Here is a 22,768-nt window from a genome sequence, read left to right as displayed (position 1 = left end):
ATGACAGGCCGCGGCATGGATGCCCTACGACGCTGGTGGCGCAACCACGACCAGCCCGAGACACCACACGGTGACAACGGCGACGGCCAGGCCCACCGGCAACGGCTCGGACAACAGGCCGAGACATTGGCGCTGCGCCATCTCGAACGGGCCGGCCTCGAACTGCTGCGCCGCAACGCGCGGGCCGGTCGTGGCGAGATCGACCTGATCCTGCGCGATGGCGACACACTGGTTTTCGTCGAGGTCCGCGCCCGGGAACACGGGGCGCTGGTCGCCGCCGCCGAAAGCCTCTCGGCCCGCAAGTGCGCCAAGGTGCGCGAGACGGCCGAGCGCCTGATCGCCAGCCAGCCGTCGTGGCAGGGCCTCTACTGCCGCTTCGACGTGGTGGCGATCACGGCGCGAGGCGCGCACAATCACATCGACTGGCTGCCCAATGCCTTCTGATGCCTGCCAGGGAAGCCCTGACGCCATCGCCACGACAGCAATGACTCATCATATCGCCCCCATTCCACGGACCCGACGCCCATGAGCGACATCCTCGACGGCCTGAAACGACGCATCGACCATGATCTCGCCGAAATCGGCCAGCTGCTGGAGGCGGGCGCGCCCCAGGCGCTGGAGGCCGCCGGCATCATTCTGACCGCGGTACTCAACGGCCAGCGCGTCTACGCCTGCGGCTCGCGCGAACGCAGCGACATGGCGCACTATTTCGCGCGTCTGATGACCGGGCAACTGGAGCACCCGCGACCGGGCCTGCCCGTCATGGCCCTGTCCGAATACCCGGGTGGCAAGGAGCCGTTCGTTCGCTCCATCCGGGCGCTCGGCGCCCAGAACGATGTCCTGTTCGCGATCAGCTGCAACGCGGTCGACGGCATCCTGCCGGCCCTGCGGGCGGCCCACGAGCGCGACATGCAGGTGGTCCTGCTCTCGGCGGGTTCCGAGGAGGTGATCGCCCCGCACCTGCACAGTCAGGATCGGCTGATCTGCATCCCCACCGACCGCCCGGGCATTGCCTACGAGACGCAGATCAAGTGCATCCACGCGCTGGTCGACCTGGTCGACCGCCAGCTACTCGGTCTGACCGATTGATCGCCATGAGCCGACTCGACGCCTTTCTCGACCAGCTCGCCACCGCCCTGCCCGCCGAACGCCTCCTCTCGGATGCCGGCTCGACCTGGGCCTACGGCATGGACAACAGTCGCGTGCATCACAGCCCGGCGGTGGTGGTGTTTCCCGAGAGCCACGACGAGGTGGCCGAAGTAATGCGCCTGGCCTACGCCCACCGCGTACCGGTGACCACGCGTGGACGCGGCACGGGCACGGCCGGCGGCTCGGTGCCGGTGCTCGGCGGGGTGGTCCTGGTCACCGATCGCATGACTCAAGTGCTGGATTTTCGTCCCGAAGATCGCCTGATCGTGGTCCAGGCCGGGATGATCAACGCCGACCTGCAGCGGATCGTCGGCGAGCGGGGTTTCTTCTGGCCACCCGACCCGACTAGCAATGCCCTGTGCACCATCGGCGGCAACCTCGGTTGCAATGCCGCCGGCCCGCACGCGGTCAAGTACGGCACCACGCGCGAGAACGTCCTCGGCCTGCGCGCCGTCGACGGGCAGGGGCGGACGATCAAGGCCGGTTCGCAGACCACCAAGGGGGTGGTCGGGCATGACCTGACCCGGCTGCTGATCGGCTGCGAGGGCACGCTGGGCGTAATCACCGAGGCCACGCTCAAGCTCACGCCGCTGCCGGAAACCCGACGCCTGCTGCGCGCCTTCTACCCGGACATGCACGCCGCCTCGGCGGCGGTCTCCCGCGTGATGGCCCAACCGGCCACCCCGGCGGCGATCGAATTCATCGACGGCAATGCCCTCGACCTGCTGCGGCGCAACTCGACCGTCGAGATCCCGGCGGGGGCCGGGGCCATGCTGATGATCGAGGTCGACGGTGACGAGAGCGGCATCGACGCCACGGTCGAGCGGGTGGTCTCGGCGGCAAGCACGGCCGAGGCCGACATCGCCGTGGCGCAGACCGCCGAGGAGCAGGCGCGCCTATGGGCGGCCCGCAAGGCACTCTCGCCTACCCTGCGCCAGGTCGCGCCCAAAAAGATCAACGAGGACGTGGTCGTGCCGGTCTCGCGCATCCCGCGGCTGATCGAGACCCTGGATGACATCGCCACCCGCCACGCCATCACCATCGTCAGCTTCGGTCATGCCGGCAACGGCAACATCCACGTCAACCTCCTGGTCGACCCGGATGACCCGGCACAAATGAGCGGCGCCGAGCGGGCGCTGGACGAGGTGTTCGATGCCGTATTGCGACTGGACGGTACACTCTCCGGCGAGCACGGTATCGGGCTGGTCAAGCGCGAGTTCGTCGCCCGCGAGATCCCGCCCGATTCGCTCGACCTGATGCGGGGCATCAAGGCCGTCTTCGACCCGGCCGGGATTCTCAACCCGCACAAGAAACTGCCCGACCGACCCGGCGAGGATTTGCCACACTGACTCTGTGGCAGACTGTGCCCTCGATCGACATGAATCCCGACCCGGCTGACCCGGCTGACCCGGCGGCTGACCCGGGGCCCCGATTCCAGGAGGAGCGTCCCACGTGGACCACAGCGTGACCTTTCTCGCCATCGCGACCATCACCGGCTTTGTCCTTGCCACCGTCCTGCTGCTGGTGGATCAGTGGCAACGACTCGAGCGTGTATCCTTTCGCCTGCCCGGGCTGCTGATCGCGGTGGCGGCCCTGGTGGGCCAGGGTGCCCTGCTCTACCAGCTGGTGTTCGAGCCCGCACCGACCGCACTCAACCTAAGCGTGCTCAATGCCCTGGCCTCCGTATTCGGTCTGGCAAGCGCCATCACGGTGGTCAGCGCCTTTCGCGAACGGCTCGAGGGAATCGCGGTGGTGCTGCTGCCGGTCACGGCCCTGACGGTCTTTCTCACCGTGTTCGTGCCGGAGTCGAACGTGCCGATTCGCACCGGCGAGATCGCCCTGGATGCGCACATCCTGATTTCGCTGTCGGCCTACGCCCTGCTGACACTCGCCGCCCTGCAGGGCGTGATGCTGCTGATCCAGCACCAGGCCCTGCACGGCCATCACCCGGCCGGCTGGGTCCGCCGCCTGCCGCCGATGGAATCGGTCGAGCAGCTGATGTTCCGCTTTATCGTGATCGGCTTTCTGCTGCTCACCCTGGCGCTGGTCAGCGGCTTTCTGTTCCTCGAGAACATCCTTGCCCAGCACCTGGTGCACAAGACCGTGCTCTCGGTGATCGCCTGGGTGGTCTTCGCCGTGCTGCTCGCCGGTCGGCATATCGCCGGCTGGCGTGGACGCACCGCGGTGCAGTGGACCCTGGCCGGCTTCATCCTGATGGGGCTGGCCTATTTCGGCACCAAGATCGTGCTCGAGTGGATCCTCAATCTCGAGTGAGGCGAGCCGTGATCCGAGGATTCGCTCGACGCGACTCCCTGCCGCGCGATTGGGCGGGCCCTAGATCGAACGTCCTTGCGCTGGATGCCCCCACCTTGTCGAGCCCGCTCGAAATGCCGGGGGCTTCGCCGTACACTTCCCGCTGGTTCAATCACAAGCGTCACCACTCTTGAACGAAATACCCTTAGGTTATCTGTTCGCGGCCCTGGCCGTACTGATCGTCCTGTCCGCTTTCTTCTCCAGCTCGGAGACCGCCCTGATGGCGCTCAACCGCTACCGGTTGCGCCACTTGGCCAAGCAGGGCCATCGGGGTGCCCTGCGGGCATCGAAACTGCTCGAGCAACCCGACCGGCTGATCGGCCTGATCCTGCTGGGCAACAACTTCATCAATATCCTCGCCTCGTCGATCGCCACCGTCATCGGTCTGCGCCTGTTCGGTGACTCGGGGATCGCCATCGCCACCGGCGCGATGACCTTCCTGCTGCTGATCTTCGGCGAGGTGGCCCCCAAGACCGCCGCCGCGGTCTTCCCGGAGCGGTTCGCCTTTCCCGCCTCGTTCGTCTATTCGATCCTGATCCGCCCGCTGCGCCCGGTGATCTGGATGATCAACTGGCTGGCCAACGGCCTGTTGTCGATCTTCGGCTTGCACCCGAGCGGGGCGGGATCCAACGCCCTGACCCGCGCCGAGCTGCATACGATCGTGCGTGAATCCGGGCAACGGCTGCCGGATCTGGACCAGACCATGCTCTTGTCGGTGCTCGAACTCGGCCAGGCCAGCGTGGAGGACATCATGATTCCGCGCGCCGAGATCGTCGGCATCGACATCACCCAGGACTGGGATCACATCCTCGACCAGTTGATCCACGCCCAGTACTCGCGACTGCCGGTGTTCGAGGGCTCGGTGGAGCACACCATCGGCATCATCAACGTCCGCCGGCTGATCGGCCCGCTGATCGACCAGAGTCTGACGCTGTCGCGTCTCAAGCGACGGCTGGCCGAGCCCTACTACGTTCCGGAAGGGACACCGCTGACCACCCAGCTACTGAACTTCCAGCGACAGGAGCGCCGCTCGGCGCTGGTGGTCGACGAATACGGCGACATCCAGGGCCTGGTGACGCTCGAGGACATCCTCGAGGAGATCGTGGGCGAGTTCACCACCTCGCCCGATTCCGATCACGAGGGGATTACGCTGCAGGACGACGGCCGCTATATCGTGCGCGGCAACCTGCCAATCCGCGAGATCAACCGCGAGCTCGAGGTTGACCTGCCGACCGACGAGGCCAGCACGCTCAACGGCCTGGTGATCGAGCAGCTCGAATCCCTGCCCACCGTGGGTGCCGCGGTCGAGTTGCCCGACGCCCACATCGAGGTGCGCACGGTCCGAAAGCGCGCGGTCGACACGGCCCTGATCACCACCTTCAAACGCGACGACAGCGGGATCTAAGGCGCCATGGCGAAAAAGAGCCAGACCGCCTTTGTCTGCCGCGAGTGTGGCGCCGACCACCCCAAGTGGGCCGGTCGCTGCACGGAGTGCGGCGCCTGGAACAGCCTCGCCGAGATGCGTCTACCCGGCGGCAAGTCGCCCACACGCGAGGTGGCGGGCTACGCCGGCGAGGCCGCGCGCATTACCGCCATCAGTGAGGTCGAGGTCTCCGAGACCCCACGCGAATCCAGCGGCCTGGGAGAACTCGACCGGGTCCTGGGCGGCGGACTGGTGCCCGGCTCGGTGGTGCTGCTCGGCGGCGACCCGGGCATCGGCAAGTCCACCCTGCTGCTGCAGACGGTACTGGGCCTGCAGGATCGCATCGAGTGCCTGTACGTCACCGGCGAGGAATCCCTGCAGCAAGTGGCCCTGCGTGGCCGTCGACTGGGCACGGATCTCGCCGGACGGGCCGGCGAACTGACCCTGCTCTCCGAGACACGCATCGAGTCGATCCTCGCCGCCTGCTCGAAATCCCTGCCCGGCCTGATGGTGGTCGATTCGATCCAGACGCTCTACACCGAGGAGCTATCCGCCGCCCCGGGGTCGGTCTCGCAACTCCGTGAGGCGACCGCCCAGCTGGTGCGCTTTGCCAAGCGCTTTGATGTGATCGTGCTGATCGTCGGCCACGTCACCAAGGAAGGGGCGCTGGCCGGTCCGCGCGTACTCGAGCACATGGTCGACACGGTGCTCTACTTCGAGGGCGATCCCGGCGCGCGCTTTCGCGTGATCCGCGCGGTCAAGAACCGCTTCGGCGCGGCCAACGAGGTGGGCGTGTTCGGCATGACCGATCACGGTCTGAAACCGGTCTCCAATCCCTCGGCGATCTTCCTCTCCCGCCACGAAAAGCCTGTGCCGGGTAGCGTGGTAATGGTTACGCGCGAAGGCACCCGGCCGATGCTGGTCGAGGTGCAGGCGCTGGTGGCCGACCATCCGGGCGGCGGCTCGCGGCGGCTTACGGTTGGTCTCGACCAGAACCGGCTGGCGATGCTGCTCGCGGTACTGCACCGCCACGGCCAGGTGGCACTGTTCGATCAGGACGTGTTTCTCAACGTGGTCGGCGGCGTGCGCGTCAACGAGACCGCCGCCGATCTGGCCAGCCTGATCGCCATGCTCTCGAGCTTTCGTGACCGGCCGCTGCCGCAGGGGCTGGTAATCTTCGGCGAGGTCGGGCTGGCCGGCGAGATTCGTCCGGTCCCCGGCGGCCCGGAACGACTGACCGAGGCGGCCAAGCACGGCTTTACCCGTGCGATCGTGCCGCGCGGCAACAAGCCGCCCAAGCCGATCGAGGGCCTGGAGGTGATTGCGGTGGCGCATCTCGACCAGGCCATCGAGGCGGTCGATACCTTCTGAGCCTCGGGCGTTCCGGCCACCGCTTTTGGCCGCCCCACCCCCTCAACGATATAATCGGGGCCGCTATCCGAGAGGCTTCCCATGGATTCCAAGACCATCAATCCGCAAACCGTCGAGAACGGCGATCCCTCCGCGATCACGCGCTACGAGCAGGCACTGACCGAGCTCGAGCAAATCGTGGCGCGTCTGGAAACCGGCGAGCAGAGCCTCGAGCAGTCGCTCAAGGACTACGAACGCGGCGTCGAACTCGAACGTCAGTGCCAGCGGGCCCTCGACGAGGCCGAGCGGCGAGTGGCGATCATCAACGACCCGGCAGCGGATCAGTCCGGACGCGACGAGCCCTCGTCCTGACAGCCGTGACCAACGCGACGCCCCACGCCCCGCACCGCACCCTGGCCGCACCGGATGGTTTCGACAACTGGCTGACCGCGTTCCGCGATCAGGTCGAGGGGCGCCTGACGGCGGCGCTCGACCACCAACTTGTCGACACCCCGCCTCGACTGGCCCGCGCCCTGCGCCACACCACCCTCGACGGCGGCAAGCGCTTTCGCCCGGCCCTGGTATTCCTCGGCAGCCTGATTGGCCGACCGTGGCCCGAAACGGACGAGTCGCGTTTTGACAGCCTGTGGCCGGCGGCCATTGCGGTCGAACTCGTGCATGTCTACTCGCTGGTCCACGACGATCTGCCGAGCATGGATGACGACGACCTTCGCCGCGGGCGCCCTACCCTGCATCGCGCCTTCGACGAGGCCACCGCGATTCTCGCCGGTGACGCCCTGCAGAGCCTGGCCTTCACGACACTGGCCGAGGCACAAGCCGACACCGCCACCCGACTCGACTGGACACGCCGCCTCGCCGCGGCGATCGGCCCAGCCGGCATGGTTGGCGGCCAGGCAATCGATCTGGCCCTCGCCGGTCAGGTGGGGGAGGACGGCGCCCCGGATCTCGCCCGACTGGCCGACCTGCACGATCGCAAGACCGGTGCACTGATCCGCGCCTCGCTGGTGATGGGCGCCCGCTGGGCGGGCCTGCCAGAGCGCCAGCTCCGACTGGTCGACGACTTCGGCCGCCTGCTGGGCCGCGCCTTCCAAATCCAGGACGACATCCTCGATGTCACCGGCTCGGCCGAGGATCTGGGCAAGACTCCAGGCAAGGATGCCGCCACGGACAAGTGCTCCTACGTCACCGTCGCGGGTCTCGACGGGGCACGCCGCGAGCTCGACGATACCGTGCGTCACGCCCATGCCGTGCTCTGGGAACTGGCCACCCTCGGAGCCGATGGCCAAGCCCTGAGCGCCTGCCTCGATTTCGTCACTCGGCGGCGCTACTGATGCCGCTCTCCCCCCGCCAGACACACCTGCTCGATCTGATCGAGCGACCGGCCGACCTTCGAGCCCTCTCGCGCGGTTCACTCGCCACGCTGGCCGAGGAGATGCGCCATGCGCTGCTCGAGCAGGTCGAGGCGACCGGCGGACACCTAGCCGCCAATCTCGGCGTGGTCGAGCTCACTCTGGCACTCCACCGGGTATTCGACACCCCCTACGACCGCCTGGTCTGGGATGTCGGCCACCAGACCTACCTGCACAAGATGCTCACCGGTCGTCGCGCCTGGATGAGCCAGTTGCGCCAGCACGGTGGCCCGGCCGGCTTCACCCGGCGCGCGGAAAGCGAATACGACCCGTTCGGTGCCGGCCATTCCAGCACCTCGGTGAGCGCCGCCCTGGGCATGGCCCTCGCGGCCGAACAGAAAGGCGAGGACCGGCACGCCGTGGCCATCATCGGCGACGGGGCGCTGACCGCCGGGCAGGCCTTCGAGGCCCTCAATCACGCCGGCGACCGCCAGGCCAACCTGCTGGTGATCGTCAACGACAACGAGATGAGCATCTCGGCGAATGTCGGCGCGCTCAACCAGCACCTGACCCGCCTGCGCAGCAACCCGATGATCGAGCGATTCCGCCACTCCGGCGAGGAAATGCTCGCCCAGGCCGGCCCGCTGGGCGAATTGCTCGGCTCGACCCGCGCGGGGCTGCGTGACGGCATGCGCCATCTCCTGGGCACCTCGAGCCTGTTCGAGGAACTGGGCTTTCGCTACTTCGGCCCGATCGACGGTCACGATCTCGACACCCTGCTCGACACCCTTGGCAACCTGCGCGAGCAACGCGGGCCGCGCCTGCTGCACGTGGTCACGCAAAAGGGTCGCGGCCTGGCCCCGGCCGAGCGCGACCCGGTCGGTTTTCACGGCGTGGGCCGCAACGGCGTGAGTCGGGCGATGACCCCGTCGACCGACCACCAGCCCAAGTCCGCCGCGCCACCGACCTGGACCGAGGTCGCCGCCGGTCGACTCGAACACCACGCAGAGCAAGACGAGCGCGTGGTCGCGATCACCCCGGCGATGGTCGAGGGTTCCGGGCTCAAGGGGTTTGCCGCCCGCTTCCCGGAGCGACTCTTTGACGTAGGCATCGCCGAACAGCATGCCGTCACGCTGGCCGGTGGCCTGGCCACCGAAGGCATGCGCCCGGTGGTCGCGATCTATTCGACCTTCCTGCAACGCGCCTGGGACCAGGTGATCCACGACATCGCCCTGCAGGACCTGCCCGTGACGTTCTTGGTCGATCGCGCCGGCCTGGTGGGCCCGGACGGCCCCACCCACGCGGGCAGCTTTGACCTTTCGTTGGGGATGAGCGTGCCGAATCTCGCCGTCGCCGTCCCGGCCGATGCACACGATCTGCGCGAGGCGATCGACTGGGCCCTGGTACACGATGGCCCCTGCCTGGTTCGCTATCCGCGCGACCGATGCCCGGACGACCTGGGCGGACAGCCACTGGACAAGGCCGCCACCTCCCCGCGCCTGCTGCGTCGCAGTGAGGCACAGACGCCCCGGCGGGTGCTGTTGATCGGCATTGGCGCGATGGTCGAACGGCTGATTCCGATCAGCGAGACGCTGGATACCACGCTGGTGAACCTGCGCTGGGCCCGGCCGCTGGCGATCGCTCCCCTGGCCGAACTGGCGGCGGAACACGACGCCGTGGTCACCGTCGAGGAAGGCAGCCGCATCGGCGGGGTGGGCAGCGAGTTACTGCTCGCGCTGGCCGAGCACGGCGTAAATCTCCCCGGCCTGCGCCTGGGAATCGAAGACCGCTTCATCGAGCATGGTAGCCGCGAGGAATGCCTTGCCGACTCCGGGCTTGATTCTCGGTCGATCGCCGCTAGTATCGCCGCATTTATAGGGAAACCAGACAAGGTAAGCGCCACATGAGCACCCCGTCTTCCCTGCCGTCAGGGGGCAGTTACACCCTGACCACCGAGGTGGAATTCGCCGCGGCCCACCGGTTGCACGGCTACGACGGCAACTGTGCCCGACTGCACGGCCACAACTGGCGCGTGGTGATCGAGGTCACCGGCCAACGGCTCGACGACGTCGGCATGGTGGTCGACTTCAAGGTGATCCGGACCCGGGCCCGCGAGATCGCCAAGCAGCTCGACCATGCCTACCTCAACGAGGTGCCACCCTTCGACACGGTCAATCCCACCGCCGAACACCTGGCCGCCTACTTCCACCAGGCCCTGGCCACGACCTTCGACACCGAGGCCTACCGGGTCTCGGCCGTCACGGTCTGGGAAAATGCGCGCTCGGCGGTCACCTTCCGCCCCTGAGGGAAACCCTGCACGAATGCCATACCGCTCTGCGTGCCTTGAGCCGGGCAGATGCAAGGCGTTCGTCCGCCGCGAAAGGGTTGTTCCCTTTCCAAGGACGACAACGCAGCAGATGCCCTGCTCAAGGCGCGCCCTGCGGGGCTTAGCGAGTCGCCCGTGCTCGGCGTTGCGATGTCTTGACGTGGCCACCGGCACGCCGGCGACATCGCGCCTTGATCACGAACGTCTCGCCAAGCCAGAGTGGCATGGCATTCGTGCAGAGTTTCCTTGAGCCGCCCGGCGAAGCCTGCAACGGCGTGCTAGAGTCGGGCCCCGAAATGCCACTCCCCCAACCACTTACACAGCGTTTGAACTGCCCATGAACAGCCACGACATGCCCGATGTCCAGTCCAGCCACGATGCGCGCGATATCGCGATCGACCAGGTGGGCATCAAGGCGATTCGTCATCCCATGACCTTCCTCGACCACGGCAAGGAACAGTCGACCGTCGCCGAGTGCCAACTGACCGTGGGGCTGCCGGCCGACAAGAAGGGCACCCACATGTCGCGCTTCGTGGCACTGCTCAACGAAGGGCCGCTGCGGCTCTCCGTGGACAGCCTGGCCGACTGGACCGAGGCGATGATCGAGCGACTGGAGGCACACTCGGGCGAGGCGCGCTTCTCGTTCCCCTACTTCATCGCCAAGGACGCCCCCGTCAGTGGCCAGGGGGCGATGATGGACTACGACGTCACCCTGATCGGACGGGTCGAGGGTGGACGACCGCACATCGGCCTCAAGCTGGTGATCCCGGTGACCAGCCTCTGCCCCTGCTCGAAGGAGATCTCGGCCTACGGGGCGCACAACCAGCGCTCTCACATCACCGTCGAGACGGAAATCGGCGACCCGGCGCTCTCGTTGCGCGATCTGATCACCGCGGTGGAAGACCAGGGTTCCTGCCCGCTGTGGGGGCTGCTCAAGCGACCGGACGAGAAGTACATCACCGAGTACGCCTTCGACAATCCCAAGTTCGTCGAGGACATGGTGCGCGATGTCGCCAATGCCCTGGAAGGCTACCCGGGACTCAACGGCTTCTCGATCAGCGTCGAGAATTTCGAGTCGATCCATAACCACTCGGCCTGGGCCGTGATCCATCGCCCCGGACAATGACGAGGCGTTAGGCCAACGGCCGACCGCCGCAGCAAATAGAAAAGGCCCCGTCTCGGCGAGACGGGGCCTTTTTTTACCGCAGGTCACGATCGGACCCCGACGGGCCCGACCGGATCACTCGAGTTCGGCGTTGATCTTGGAGAGGATCACGGCGCGATCCTGCGGCAGGGTACCGCCGGCCACGTTGATCCGATCGATACGCACGTCGGTACCACCGTCACGCCGCGGCTCGACCTCGAGGGTCAGGTGCAGAGTCATGTCGGCGCCCTTGTCGATGGTCACGCCGCGCATCACGATGCCCTCGTAGAGACCCTGCGGGTAGCTGTGCTTGACCTCGATCTCGCCCTCGTCCTGATCGCGCGAGACCGGATCGAAACCGAGGCGATCCAGCGCCAGGCCAACGCGGTTCCAGGCACGCGGGAAGGACTGGCTGACCTCGATGTAGCGATCCTCGGGCTCCTCGCCGGTGATCACCTTGGAACGGGCCGAGAACTTCTGCCCGACCAGGGCGCGGGACTCCTCGGCGTCGCTGCCGGAGAGATAGGCCGCCAGACGCGACATGGTCTCGGCGGTCATGGCCTGCGAGTCGACCGGGTTGCTGTACTCGAAGGTGGTGCTCTCGTCGCCCGGCACCAGCGGCTCGTCACCGGTCAACTCGCGCTTCTGCCCGGTCACGAACACCAGCGTCTCGTTGTCGCCCTCGCCCCGCTCGATGCGCAGACGCACCTTCTCGATCGAGTCCGGCTTGAACAGCGTGTCCTGGGCGATCTTGAGGAAGCTCATGATGTTGAAGCCTCCCCCGTCGTTGCTGGCCACGCCGGTCCAGTCCGTTTCGATCAGGCCGACGCCCGGCTCCAGCCGACGGATGGAATAACCCTCGTCGCGCAGAAAGCCCTGCAGTTTCGGCCAGACGGAGTCGGGATCGGTGCCCACGACCAGGTAGCGGCTACCCGGCTCACCGGCCACCCGGATGTCGGTACCCGTCGCGAGCACACCGCTGTCCTGATTGCGCGACATCTGCTCGGCACGGGCCGAGGCGATCTCCGGCAGGGCGACCGAACCACCGGCGGCCGGGGCGGAAAACGCCGGCGGCACTTCCAGTTGCGCGGCACGGTCGGCATCGCGGTCATCGTCGCCGCCGATGAACGGAATGCTGGAGCAACCGCTGATCAGGCCCGTGGCCGCCAGTGCGGCGAAGGTCAACATCCGGGAGGGGGTGGGGTATCGCATGCCTGTTCGGTTCCAGTGTCTTGTTTGAGTGTCGGGTGTCTGAGGACGGTTCGGGTCAATCGGACTCGAGGCAGCCGGCCTCGTTGAGCGCCTGCTCGAGACCCGCATGGCAATAGCCATCCAGCGGGGTAAGCGGCAGGCGCAACGTCGGTCCGATCAGGCCCATGCGGTGCAGGGCCCATTTGACCGGAATCGGATTGGTCTGACAGAAAAGTTCGCGATGCAGCGGTGCCAGGCGGGCGTCCAGCGACTCGGTCGCCCCCTCGTCACCGGCGAGCGCTGCATCGGCCATCTGCGCCATCAATGTCGGCGCGACGTTGGCGGTCACCGAGATGCTGCCCTGCCCCCCTGCGAGCATACAGGCCGCACCCAGATTGTCCTCGCCACTGTAGACGGCGAAGTCGGCCGGGCCACGCTGGATGATGTCGCGCATGCGCTCGATCGAGCCGGTGGCCTCCTTGATGCCGACGATGTTGCGGTGCTCGGCCAGGGACAAGGTCGTGTCCGGCGCCATGTCCACCGCCGTGCGGCCGGGGACGTTATAGAGAATCATCGGCAAGTCGACCGCGTCGGCGATCGCGCGGAAGTGCTGCTTGAGACCTTCCTGGGTGGGCTTGTTGTAGTAGGGGGTGACCGAGAGATGCGCGTCGGCACCAGCGGATCGGGCACCACGCGCCAGGGCAAGCGCCTCGCGGGTGGAGTTCGCGCCGGTGCCGGCAATCACCGGCACGCGGCCGCCGGTCAGGTCCACGGTGGCACGGATCACGGCGATGTGCTCTTCGTAGTCGAGGGTCGCCGACTCGCCCGTGGTGCCGACCGCGACAATCGCGTGAGTCCCGGCGGCAACGTGCCATTCGATCAGGCGTTTGAGACCGACATAATCCACTGCGCCGTCTTCGTGCAATGGGGTGACCAGGGCCACCATGCTGCCGGTAATGGTTTTCGCCGCCATGTCGCCTCGCGTGTCTCTATCGCCTACGGATCGGTGGATCGCGGCCGTCCTGCCCCGTTGACAACCTTGTGGAAGGTCCTCGAGAGGGCGGGGCCAAACTCGCATAGTACCGGCAGTTATCCGCCAGTGACAAGCCGGAGCAACCACGGTCCCATGCCCTGTCGTCCCAGCCCGCACGGGTCTTCGGACGACTGCTATATTGAGCATAGGAGCCAATCGCCGGATACCCGGTTTCATCACATCGTCACAGCCGAGGAGTTCCATCAAGCCCAATGAGTAGCCAGAGCACCGCCACGCCCTCCCCCGAACCCCGTCCGGGCCAGCCAGCCCCGGATTTCACTGGTCTGACCACCGACGGCGCGACGCTGGGATTGGCCGATTTGCGCGGCGCCCCGCTGGTGCTCTACTTCTACCCGCGTGACAACACCCCCGGCTGCACCACCGAGGCACGCGACTTCCAGGCGGCCCTGCCCGCCTTCGAGGCGGCCGGGGCCCAGGTCGTGGGCGTGTCGAACGATGATGCGACCAGCCATCGCAAGTTCTGCGACAAGCAGGGCATCGAGTTCCCGTTGATCGCCGACACGGACCGCTCGATCAGTCAGGCCTTCAACGTCCTGCGCATGAAGAACATGTTCGGCAAGCGCTTCGAGGGCATCGAGCGCAGCACGTTTCTCATCGACGCCGACGGCGTGATCCGGCAGGCCTGGCGCAAGGTCAAGGTGCCGGGTCACGTCGAGGCGGTACTCGAGGCGGTCAAGGCCCTTTAAGAAGGCCGACAGCCCGCCTTTAACCACCAGCAGGGAGCAAGACCCACGCGATGATCAATACCACCCGCAAGCACCGCTGCCTGTTCATCCTCGATACCAACGTGCTGATGCACGACCCCACCGCCCTCTACCGCTTCATGGAGCACGATATCTACCTGCCGATGATCGTGCTCGAGGAGCTCGATGCCGGCAAGAAGGGCCAGTCGGAGACCGCCCGCAACGTAAGGCAGGTGAGTCGTTTCCTCGACGAGATGCTCACCGACGTGGACATCACCACGATCAACCAGGGCCTCCCGATCCATACCACCCTGCATGGCCAGCCGGAGCATGCGGTGACGCCCACCGGGCGACTGTTCCTGCAGACGCGCGAGGAGAGCAACGACCTGCCGGTGAGTCTGCCGGGCAGCCGCGCCGACAATCAGATCCTCGGCATCACGCTGGCCTTGCAGGAGCGAATCACCGACCGCGAGGTGATCCTGGTCTCCAAGGACATCAACCTCCGTATCAAGGCGACCGCCGTTGGACTGAAGGCCGAGGACTACCACAACGATCAGGTTCTTGATGACGTCTCGTTACTGCACACCGGCCACGAAACCCTCGGGCCGGACTTCTGGGAAGCGCACGGCGAGGCACTCGAATCCTGGCAGGAGGAGGGGCGCGTCTTTTACCGCATCCATGGCGTCGACACCGCGGAGTGGTACCCGAACCTCTACCTGCGACTCGAGGCCCCGGCACCCTTTACCGCCGTGGTACGCAAGGTCGAGGCCGACGGCAGCGCCGTGCTCGAGAGCGTCACCAATTACCAGCAGGAACGACACTCGGTGTGGGGTATCACCGCCCGCAACCCGGAACAGAGCTTCGCCCTGAACGCACTGATGGACCCCGAGGTGGATTTCGTCAGCCTGCTCGGCCAGGCCGGCACCGGCAAGACCCTCCTGACCCTCGCCGCCGCCCTGACCCAGGTGCTGGAGCAGAAGCTGTTTACCGAGATCGTGATGACCCGCGTGACCATCCCGGTCGGCGAGGACATCGGCTTTCTGCCCGGCACCGAGGAGGAAAAGATGACGCCCTGGATGGGCGCGTTGATGGACAACCTCGAGGTGCTTGCCAAGACCGATGGCGGCGGTGGTTCGTGGGAGCGTGCCGCGACCAACGACCTGCTGCAATCGCGCATCAAGATCCGGTCACTCAACTTCATGCGGGGCCGGACCTTCCAGAACAAGTTCGTCATCATCGACGAGGCGCAGAACCTCACCGCCAAGCAGATGCGCACCCTGATCACCCGCGCCGGCCCGGGGACCAAGATGGTCTGCCTGGGCAACATCGCGCAGATCGACACCCCCTATCTCACCGAGACCAGTTCGGGGCTGACCTTCGTGGTCGACCGCTTCCGCGGCTGGCCCCACGGGGCGCATGTAACGCTGACCCGCGGCGAACGCTCGCGCCTGGCCGAATTTGCCGCCGACGTGCTCTAAAGGGCCGAAAAAACGACCACCAATCGACGGAAAATCGCCCGTCTCCTACATGGTTTCGGGTGCTAATCATCCCATCAAAGCCCGACATGACAGGGCTGGATAGCCAAATTAAGCCCCTTTATCAGGAGTAAATTAATCAAGTTTGTAAGCATGTACTAATGCGCAGATAATCAAGGTCGTCGAGGCCACCTGGCCTCAAGACCAAAAATTACACAGGGAGAGTCACCCATGCGCAATTTCCTCAAGGTATCGATCCTCGGTGCCGCCATCATGACGCTGTCCGGCTGCGGCTTCATGTCCGTCAAGGACAACCTCGATCCGAAGGCGATGGACGTCTACAGCAACATGTACGACAAGTTCGTCGAAAGCGGCGGCGACCTGGGCGCGGCCACGGTCTGGCATATGGAGGTCGCCGAAGGCCTGGGGCCGGACGACATCAAGATGAGCATCGAGTCGGCCGCCGTCGGCAGTGGCCTGATGAATGTCGGCGAGATGCCGCTGTCCAAGCAGCTCGAGCTGGAGACCGGCGAAGAGCAGAAGTACATGAACATCTATCAGTACTGCAGCCCGCAGATCGCCCGCAAGGCCGTCGACTTCAGCCCGTACTTCTCGGCCTACCTGCCGTGCCGCATCGCCGTGGTCGAGGACGACGAGGGTCGCTTCCATCTCTACAGCCTGAACATGGACATGTTCGTTCACGGCGGCAAGGAAATGCCGGAAGAGTTCAAGAAAGACGCCATGCACGTCCGCGACACCATGTGGAAGATGATGCAGTCGGCTGCCAGCGGCGGCTTCTAAGCCCCGTTGGGTCGACCGCCCCTTCGGGGGCGATGTCATCCAGCCCGGCCGGGTTCGCCCGCGCCGGGTTTTTTCGTGCCCGTCGAGCCGTCACAACAACCGAACCATCCGCGCCCGTTCACCACGATCACGCGACGCCATGCGCGCTTGGGAAACTCGGCGCGGATCCGATAACGCTTGGCGCGTCGTGAGCCGGGCAGAGGCAAGGCGACCGTCCGCGGTGGAAGGGAGATTCCCTTTCCCAGGACGGAACCGGATCGGCAGGAAGCCGCTCCGGCCAGCATTCGCCGGCCCGAAGGGAAAGTCCGCGGGCGGGCCGTGCGACGCCGCAGATGCCCGGCCCGAGGCTCGCCCTGCGGGGCTTGGCGAGCCGCCCGTGCGAGGACAATCACTCGGCGGCGAGCCACCACGCGCGCAAAGGGGATGGGATCATCAAGTCGATGAACGAGACGGCCACAAACCGCCATCGTCCCGCACAACGAAAAACGCCCGGAGGCGACCTCCGGGCGTTTTCTCGGTTCGGCTCAGTTCAGCGGAACCGGCCGAATCAGGCCTCTTCGCCGTTCGCCGTGTGCTGGATCACTTCCAGATCGTGCATCGGCGTGCTGTCACGGCAGTAATGACGCGAGAACTCCAGCAACTGCTCCATCGCCGGCAGGCGGAACTTGTGGCGCTGGCGCACGAAGGAGAAGTCACGGTACAGCCGCGGTTTGAGCGGCACGGCCGTCAACAGGCCCAGCTTGAGCTCCTTGCTGATGCCCGCCGACGACATGATCGACAGGCCCATGCCGGCCTCCACGGCTCCCTTGATCGCCTCGGGACTGCCCAATTCCATGCACACATCCCAGCCCTCGGACTGACCCTGGTCGTTCATGTAGGAAAGAACCACCTCGCGGGTGCCAGAGCCTTCTTCACGGCAGATGAAGGGGTACTTCGCCAGCTTCTCAACCGGCACGCCTTCATCACCATAGCCGGCGAGCTCGTGCTCGGGCGGCATGATCACCACCAGTTCGTCCCGGCGGCAGGTCTCGACCAGCAGGTTCTTGTTGGTGACGCTGCCCTCGACCAGGGCCAGGTCGACCACGTTGTGCTCGACCATCGAGACCACGGATTCGGTGTTACCCACCTTCAGGCGCACGGACAGATCGGGGTGCTCCTGGCGGAAGTTGCCCAACAGGGCGGGCAGCATGTTCTCGGCCACCGTCATGCTTGCGCCGATATTGAGCGCGCCGCCGATCTCACCGGTCATCTCCTTGACCCGTCGGTCCATCTCGTCATAGAGCTCGAAGATCCGCTCGGAGATCTCGTAGACCGTGTGCCCGACGTCGGTAAGCGTCACGCGGTTGTGCGTCCGATCGAACAGGCGGGTATCGAAATGCTCTTCGAGCTGCCGAACCTGGAACGTCACCGCCGGCTGCGTCATGTGCAGCGCCTCGGCTGCCTTGGTAAAGCTCAGCAGGCGGGCAACGGTGTTGAAAACCTTGAGGCGACGATCGGCCATTGGTTCAGTCTCTGTTCCGGTGAGCGGTAAAGGTGCGCGATAAACTGGGCAGAGAGTGTATCAAGGCACCTTGTGCTTTGCGACCAACAGCAAACCTCGTGCGATCACCGCGCGAACGCCTCGCCCAAGGCTTTTCAGGGCGGGTCAGGCGGTTTATGCTCCGACGAACGACGTTCCTTTTCCATCAGGAGCCAACTCGTTACTGGATCGTCCAACCACATCGGGACCCGACATCATGCAAGGAATCGCAGCACATCCCACTTCCCTCACCCCGCGCGCCACGAGGGCCGGTCACCGCGTAGCCGGACCACATGCAATCGCCGTGGCATTGGCCGCCGCCCTCGTGCTGGCGTTCACGATGAGCCCGGCCGAGGCGGCCACCATCTACAAGTCCGTCGATGACCGCGGCAACGTCCAGTTCTCGCAGACCCCGCCCAAGGACCGCCCCTCCGAGACCGTCGAGGCCGGCAGCTCGGACCCCGCACCCAGCGCATCGACGAACGAGGAGAACGACCAAGAGACACCGGCAGTCGACGGCGATCGCGCCAGCGATCCCGCCACCGAGGTCAAGGTGGTCGATCGGGAAAAGGCGCGCGAGGCCTGCCGCCAGGCACGGGAACAGCGCGAGGCGGTAGCCAACAGCGGCAACCAGCTGATGGTTCAGGACGAAGCCGGTAAGTATCAGCCGATGAGCGAAGCACAGCGCACCGAGCGACTCGAACGGCTCGATGCGATCATCGACGAGGCCTGCAGCGCCGCCGAGGAATAACCTCCCCCCGAACGTTGCAGGTAACGGCCGCCGCGGGCGGCCGTTCTCGTTTTCACTCGGGAAACTCGGCACCGGCATGGATTCCCTCGACGCCCCCTCGCCCGGCTCGGTACAATCTCGGCCTGCCACACCCCGGTGACACGCCGGCATCCCGCTTTCCAACACGAACGAGACCCTCATGCGCGCCAGCCAATTCGCCATCAACACCATGAAGGAAACCCCGGCCGAGGCGGAGATCGTCAGCCACCAGCTGATGCTGCGCGCCGGCATGCTCAAGAAGCTGGCCTCGGGGCTCTACACCTGGTCGCCGCTCGGGCTGAAGGTGCTGCGACGCGTCGAGGCGATCGTGCGCGAGGAAATGGACGCCGCCGGCGCACTCGAACTGCTGATGCCGGCCGTCCAGCCGGCCGAGCTGTGGGAGGAATCGGGTCGCTGGCAGCAGTACGGCCCCGAGCTGCTTCGACTGACCGACCGCCACGGCCGTGACTTCTGCTTCGGCCCCACCCACGAGGAAGTGATCACCGATTACGCCCGACGTGAGCTCAAGAGCTACCGCCAGCTGCCGGTCAACTTCTACCAGATCCAGACCAAGTTCCGCGACGAGATCCGGCCCCGCTTCGGCGTCATGCGCGCCCGCGAGTTCGTCATGAAGGACGCCTACTCCTTCCACGCCGATGCCGAGTCGCTGGAGCAGACCTACCAGCTGATGTACACCGCCTACAGCCGCATCCTCGAGCGCATGGGGCTCGCCTGGCGCGCAGTGGTCGCCGACACCGGTTCGATCGGCGGCAATGCCTCGCACGAGTTTCATGTGCTGGCCGACTCCGGCGAGGATGCCATCGCCTATGCCGTCGACGGCGACTACGCCGCGAACGTCGAGATGGCACCCACCTTCCCGGTCGACGGCCCGCGTGCCGCGCCCACGGAGGCGATGACCGAGGTCGCCACGCCGAACGCGCGGACCATCGAGGACGTGACGGCCGCCCTCGAGCTGCCGGCCTCACGCACCGTCAAGACGCTGCTCGTCGTTGGCAGCGAGGCGCCCGCTGTCGCGCTGGTGCTGCGCGGCGATCATTCGTTGAACGAGATCAAGGCGATCAAGCACGAGGCCGTTGCCGAACCGCTGACCTTCATCGACGAGGCCGAGGCACCCAAACTGACCGGCGCCTCGGTGGGGTCGATCGGCCCGGTGGGCCTGGACACCCCGGTGATCGTCGACTTTGCTGCCGCCGCACTGGTCGACTTCGCCTGCGGGGCCAACAAGAACGGCCACCACCTGACCGGTGTGAACTGGGGCCGCGACCTACCCGAGCCGGCAACCGCCGACCTGCGCGATGCGGTCGCCGGCGACCGGGCGCCGGGCGGTCAGGGCAAGCTCGACATCTGCCGCGGCATCGAGGTGGGTCACGTCTTCCAGTTGGGCGACAAGTACAGCCGGGCGATGAACTGCGAGGTGCTCGGCGAGGACGGCAAGCCGATCACGCCGCTGATGGGCTGCTACGGCATCGGCGTCTCGCGCATCGTCGCCGCGGCGATCGAGCAGAACTTCGATGACCGCGGCATCCGCTGGCCGCAGCCGATTGCGCCGTTCACCATCGCGATCGTGCCGATCGGCGCGAACAAGGACGAGACGGTCATGGAAAAGGCCGAGGCGATCTACGCCGACCTGCGGGCACGCGGCATCGAGGTCATCCTCGACGACCGCGGCATGCGTCCGGGCGCGGCCTTCGCCGACTGGGAATTGATCGGCATCCCGCTGCGCGTCGTGGTCAGCCCGCGCGGACTCGCCGCCGGCCAGATCGAGGTGCGCCGCCGCGATGCCGAGGCCAGCGAGGACATCGCCGCGGACGGGCTGTTCGACTGGCTGGATGCCCAGCTGGCCTGAGCGGGCCCACGCCGGCAGAAAACGAGACGGGGCGGGATGATATTCATCCCGCCCCGTTTCGTTACCCTCCAACGAGCCTCCGGGTTCAGTCGTCAGGCAGTTCCAGCACGACCGATTGACCGGCACGCCAGCCGTCACCCCGCTCCACTCGCACCGCCAGCTCGTACTGCACCGGCCCGTTGCCATCGCTAAACGCGCGAATGGCATCGACCATTCCCGTCCGACGGTCATCGCCCCGGGCTACCGTGACCTCGTCGCCCAACGCCAGCGAACCCAGCTGGTCGGCACTTATCCGCGACGTGGCCAGCAACTGATCGGCCCGCGCGATCTCGATCAGGGTCGGGGGCGTCAATTGCGGCGAGACCACCTCACCCACCGCGGCATCGACCGACAGGATCCGCGCGGCGAACGGCGCCTCCAGCCGGGCCTGGTCACGCTCCCAGGCCCGCAGGGCCGCCTGCGCCCTGACACGGTCGCGCTCGCCCTGGGCCTGCTCGCGTGCAATTACCGCCAGGGCACGCTCGGAATCCGAACCGACTGTGCGGTCATACAATGCCTGGACACGCTCGGCATCCAGCGCGGCCTCGTCGGCCGCCAGGCTCAATCCCTCGATCTGCGCGGCCGCCATACGGTGGCGTTGATCGAACGGCGTCGAATCCAGCGCCAACAGCAGCGCGCCTGCCTCGACCCGTTCCCCGGCCCGCACCGGCACCGACTCCACCACCCCGGCAACCGGCGTCGACAGGGCCACGCGGTCGGCAAATCCAAGCTGCCCCTCGATCTCGACGGCCCAGGCCGGTGCGGCAAGCCCGGCGCCCAGCAGGGCGACCGGCCCGATCAGGCGACGCGCCCAGCTCGATTGGATTCGTTTCATGAGGTTTCCTCCGTGGTGTTCTGGTCGCCGTCCTCGAGCGCCTTGCCGGCCTCGCCCAACAGCACCGCCTCCAGCGACTGGTCGGTCAACAGGGCCAGTTCGGCCCAGCGCATGGCCAAGGCGTAGGTGGTCTGCATGCGCTCGAGCTTTGCCATCGACATCTCCGCCATGGCATCGCCCAAGTCGGCCGCCTTTTCCATCTGGTAGAGGGTCTGGTTGCGCATGAAGTTGAGCTCGGCGTAGTTATCCAGTGCATCGATGCGCTGCTGCCCGATCGACTGATTCACCCGGATCATCTCCACCAGTTCGGTGGCGTAGCGGCGGATGTCGGCCTCGCGCTCGGCCATGCGGGCGACCACGTCCATGCGCTCGGCCTGTGCCGCGGCGATCTCGGCGTTGCGCGCGCCACCCCGGAAGAGCGGGAACTCCAGGTAGACGCCGGCACGGAACGGATCGCGGGTGGCCCCTTCGCGGGTGTAGTAATCGGCGTTGATCTCGCCGTGGACGCTGGGCAGGTTGCCCGAGCGCGCCGCGGCCAGGTCGGACTTGCTGCCGTCGTGCAGGCGGCGCAGGGCGTTGAGGGCGAGATCCTCGTCGAGTGCCGTCTCGATCAGGTCACCCACCGCCGGCACCTCTCGTTCGAACAGCGGCTCCAGGCCGGGGGCCTCGAGCTCGCGCGGCAACTGTCCGGGACGGCCGGCGATCTCGGCCAGGTGGCGGCGGGTCAGGCGTCGATCGGCATCCGCCCGGGCACGCTGCAGCATCACCGCCTGGTAATCGCGCTCGAACACGGCGATATCGTAGTCGGAGGTCTGACCCAGTTCACGCCGATCGCGGGCGCGGTCGTAACGAATGAACAGGATCGCCATGCGCTCGTTGAGCGCCTGGTAGCGCTGATCGGCGAGCAGGACATCGAAGTAGGCCCGCAACAGTGCCAGCCGCTGACGTTTATTCTCATCCATCAGCGACAGCCGTTCGCCGACCAGACGGGCCTCGGCGGCATCCTCGCGATCCTGCTGCCGACCGAAATCGAACAGTTTCTGCCGCAGGGATAGGCCGGCGCGGTGATCGTCGTGCTGATCGTTCTCGACCGCGAGATCGCCCGGTTCGACGTAACGCAACCGTCCATCAACGGTAACCTGCGGTCGATTCGACGAGCGGATCATCTGCTGTTCGGCCCGCCGGCGCTCGTAGCGCGCCCTTGCCGCCACCACGCCGTACTGGTTGTCCAGCGGCAGGGCCAGGATCTGCTCGAAGGTGAGGGCGTCCGGCAGCGGCTCGGAATGGATCCGCCCTTCGTCGCCAACCGACGGCGGTGGCGGCAGGCTATCCGCGGCCGCCGCCGTCGAGAGCGGCGCCCCGACGAACAGGCAGGCCACCAACGCCCACTCAGCCGGTCGGCCCGTGCCGAAAAGTCGCCGCTTCACCATGCTCGCTGCCTCCCTGCCGAATCGTTACGC

The 22,768-nt window shown here is 66.4% G+C and carries 21 protein-coding genes; 16 read left to right on the top strand and 5 right to left on the bottom strand.

Annotation, left to right across the window (positions count from 1 at the left end; genetic code table 11):
* From SR882_RS03305 to folE2, 11 genes are all read left to right on the top strand, one after another.
* Positions 1–444 (top strand): YraN family protein, encoded by a 444-nt coding sequence (locus tag SR882_RS03305; RefSeq protein ID WP_322521931.1) that lies wholly within the window; start codon positions 1–3, stop codon positions 442–444.
* An 81-nt stretch (positions 445–525) separates the two neighbouring features.
* Complete coding sequence (locus SR882_RS03300) at positions 526–1,089, top strand: SIS domain-containing protein (protein WP_322521930.1); 564 nt, start codon at positions 526–528, stop codon at positions 1,087–1,089.
* A 5-nt stretch (positions 1,090–1,094) separates the two neighbouring features.
* Positions 1,095–2,498 (top strand): FAD-binding oxidoreductase, encoded by a 1,404-nt coding sequence (locus tag SR882_RS03295; protein ID WP_322521929.1) that lies wholly within the window; start codon positions 1,095–1,097, stop codon positions 2,496–2,498.
* A gap of 103 nt (positions 2,499–2,601) precedes the next feature.
* A complete protein-coding gene (locus SR882_RS03290) occupies positions 2,602–3,423 on the top strand; it encodes a cytochrome C assembly family protein (RefSeq protein WP_322521928.1) in 822 nt (273 codons plus the stop codon).
* A gap of 169 nt (positions 3,424–3,592) precedes the next feature.
* The gene (locus tag SR882_RS03285) at positions 3,593–4,867 is read left to right on the top strand and encodes an HlyC/CorC family transporter (protein WP_322521927.1); all 1,275 of its coding nucleotides are present in this window, start codon (positions 3,593–3,595) and stop codon (positions 4,865–4,867) included.
* 6 nt (positions 4,868–4,873) lie between these two features.
* The gene (gene radA / locus SR882_RS03280) at positions 4,874–6,256 is read left to right on the top strand and encodes a DNA repair protein RadA (RefSeq protein ID WP_322521926.1); all 1,383 of its coding nucleotides are present in this window, start codon (positions 4,874–4,876) and stop codon (positions 6,254–6,256) included.
* Positions 6,257–6,337: 81 nt separating this feature from the next.
* Positions 6,338–6,607 (top strand): exodeoxyribonuclease VII small subunit, encoded by a 270-nt coding sequence (locus SR882_RS03275; protein WP_322521925.1) that lies wholly within the window; start codon positions 6,338–6,340, stop codon positions 6,605–6,607.
* A gap of 5 nt (positions 6,608–6,612) precedes the next feature.
* Positions 6,613–7,587, top strand: a complete 975-nt coding sequence (locus tag SR882_RS03270; protein ID WP_322521924.1) for a polyprenyl synthetase family protein — start codon at positions 6,613–6,615, stop codon at positions 7,585–7,587.
* Entirely contained in the window at positions 7,587–9,512 is a 1,926-nt protein-coding gene (dxs, locus tag SR882_RS03265) for a 1-deoxy-D-xylulose-5-phosphate synthase (RefSeq protein WP_322521923.1), read from the top strand. The genes SR882_RS03270 and dxs overlap by 1 nt, the downstream gene beginning before the upstream one ends.
* Complete coding sequence (gene queD, locus SR882_RS03260) at positions 9,509–9,910, top strand: 6-carboxytetrahydropterin synthase QueD (RefSeq protein WP_322521922.1); 402 nt, start codon at positions 9,509–9,511, stop codon at positions 9,908–9,910. Before dxs ends, queD begins: the two co-directional genes overlap by 4 nt.
* 358 nt (positions 9,911–10,268) lie before the next feature.
* Positions 10,269–11,057: a GTP cyclohydrolase FolE2 gene (gene folE2, locus SR882_RS03255; RefSeq protein ID WP_322521921.1), complete on the top strand. Its 789-nt coding sequence runs from the start codon at positions 10,269–10,271 to the stop codon at positions 11,055–11,057.
* A 114-nt stretch (positions 11,058–11,171) separates the two neighbouring features.
* Here folE2 and bamC read toward each other — a convergent pair whose 3' ends face one another.
* Together bamC and dapA are read right to left on the bottom strand one after the other, a co-directional pair.
* Positions 11,172–12,287 (bottom strand): outer membrane protein assembly factor BamC, encoded by a 1,116-nt coding sequence (bamC, locus tag SR882_RS03250; protein ID WP_322521920.1) that lies wholly within the window; start codon positions 12,285–12,287, stop codon positions 11,172–11,174.
* A gap of 55 nt (positions 12,288–12,342) precedes the next feature.
* Complete coding sequence (dapA, locus tag SR882_RS03245) at positions 12,343–13,239, bottom strand: 4-hydroxy-tetrahydrodipicolinate synthase (RefSeq protein ID WP_322521919.1); 897 nt, start codon at positions 13,237–13,239, stop codon at positions 12,343–12,345.
* A 272-nt stretch (positions 13,240–13,511) separates the two neighbouring features.
* Here dapA and SR882_RS03240 point away from each other — a divergent pair, with 272 nt between their 5' ends.
* The 3 genes from SR882_RS03240 to SR882_RS03230 all read left to right on the top strand — a co-directional run bounded on the left by SR882_RS03240 (position 13,512) and on the right by SR882_RS03230 (position 16,279).
* Positions 13,512–14,006: a peroxiredoxin gene (locus SR882_RS03240; protein ID WP_322521918.1), complete on the top strand. Its 495-nt coding sequence runs from the start codon at positions 13,512–13,514 to the stop codon at positions 14,004–14,006.
* A gap of 50 nt (positions 14,007–14,056) precedes the next feature.
* Positions 14,057–15,481, top strand: a complete 1,425-nt coding sequence (locus tag SR882_RS03235) for a PhoH family protein (RefSeq protein ID WP_322521917.1) — start codon at positions 14,057–14,059, stop codon at positions 15,479–15,481.
* A 228-nt stretch (positions 15,482–15,709) separates the two neighbouring features.
* On the top strand, positions 15,710–16,279 hold the full coding sequence (locus tag SR882_RS03230; protein WP_322521916.1) for a DUF302 domain-containing protein: 570 nt from the start codon (positions 15,710–15,712) through the stop codon (positions 16,277–16,279).
* A gap of 547 nt (positions 16,280–16,826) precedes the next feature.
* Here the strand turns inward: SR882_RS03230 and SR882_RS03225 are convergent.
* A complete protein-coding gene (locus SR882_RS03225) occupies positions 16,827–17,780 on the bottom strand; it encodes a LysR family transcriptional regulator (RefSeq protein ID WP_322521915.1) in 954 nt (317 codons plus the stop codon).
* A gap of 322 nt (positions 17,781–18,102) precedes the next feature.
* Between SR882_RS03225 and SR882_RS03220 the strand changes: the two genes are divergently transcribed.
* Both SR882_RS03220 and SR882_RS03215 read left to right on the top strand, forming a co-directional pair.
* Positions 18,103–18,549, top strand: a complete 447-nt coding sequence (locus tag SR882_RS03220) for a DUF4124 domain-containing protein (RefSeq protein ID WP_322521914.1) — start codon at positions 18,103–18,105, stop codon at positions 18,547–18,549.
* A gap of 178 nt (positions 18,550–18,727) precedes the next feature.
* The gene (locus tag SR882_RS03215; protein WP_322521913.1) at positions 18,728–20,434 is read left to right on the top strand and encodes a proline--tRNA ligase; all 1,707 of its coding nucleotides are present in this window, start codon (positions 18,728–18,730) and stop codon (positions 20,432–20,434) included.
* An 85-nt stretch (positions 20,435–20,519) separates the two neighbouring features.
* On the opposite strand, the gene SR882_RS03210 is transcribed toward SR882_RS03215, so the two are convergent.
* The gene (locus SR882_RS03210; protein WP_322521912.1) at positions 20,520–21,308 is read right to left on the bottom strand and encodes an efflux RND transporter periplasmic adaptor subunit; all 789 of its coding nucleotides are present in this window, start codon (positions 21,306–21,308) and stop codon (positions 20,520–20,522) included.
* A complete protein-coding gene (locus SR882_RS03205) occupies positions 21,305–22,738 on the bottom strand; it encodes a TolC family protein (protein ID WP_322521911.1) in 1,434 nt (477 codons plus the stop codon). The genes SR882_RS03210 and SR882_RS03205 overlap by 4 nt, the downstream gene beginning before the upstream one ends.
* Positions 22,739–22,768 lie beyond the last annotated feature (30 nt).

The sequence above is a fragment of the Guyparkeria halophila genome (genome assembly GCF_034479635.1).
Lineage (GTDB): Bacteria > Pseudomonadota > Gammaproteobacteria > Halothiobacillales > Halothiobacillaceae > Guyparkeria > Guyparkeria halophila.
The sequence above is the reverse complement of the archived record's forward strand: the minus strand, read 5'-3'. Positions and strand labels throughout refer to the sequence as shown.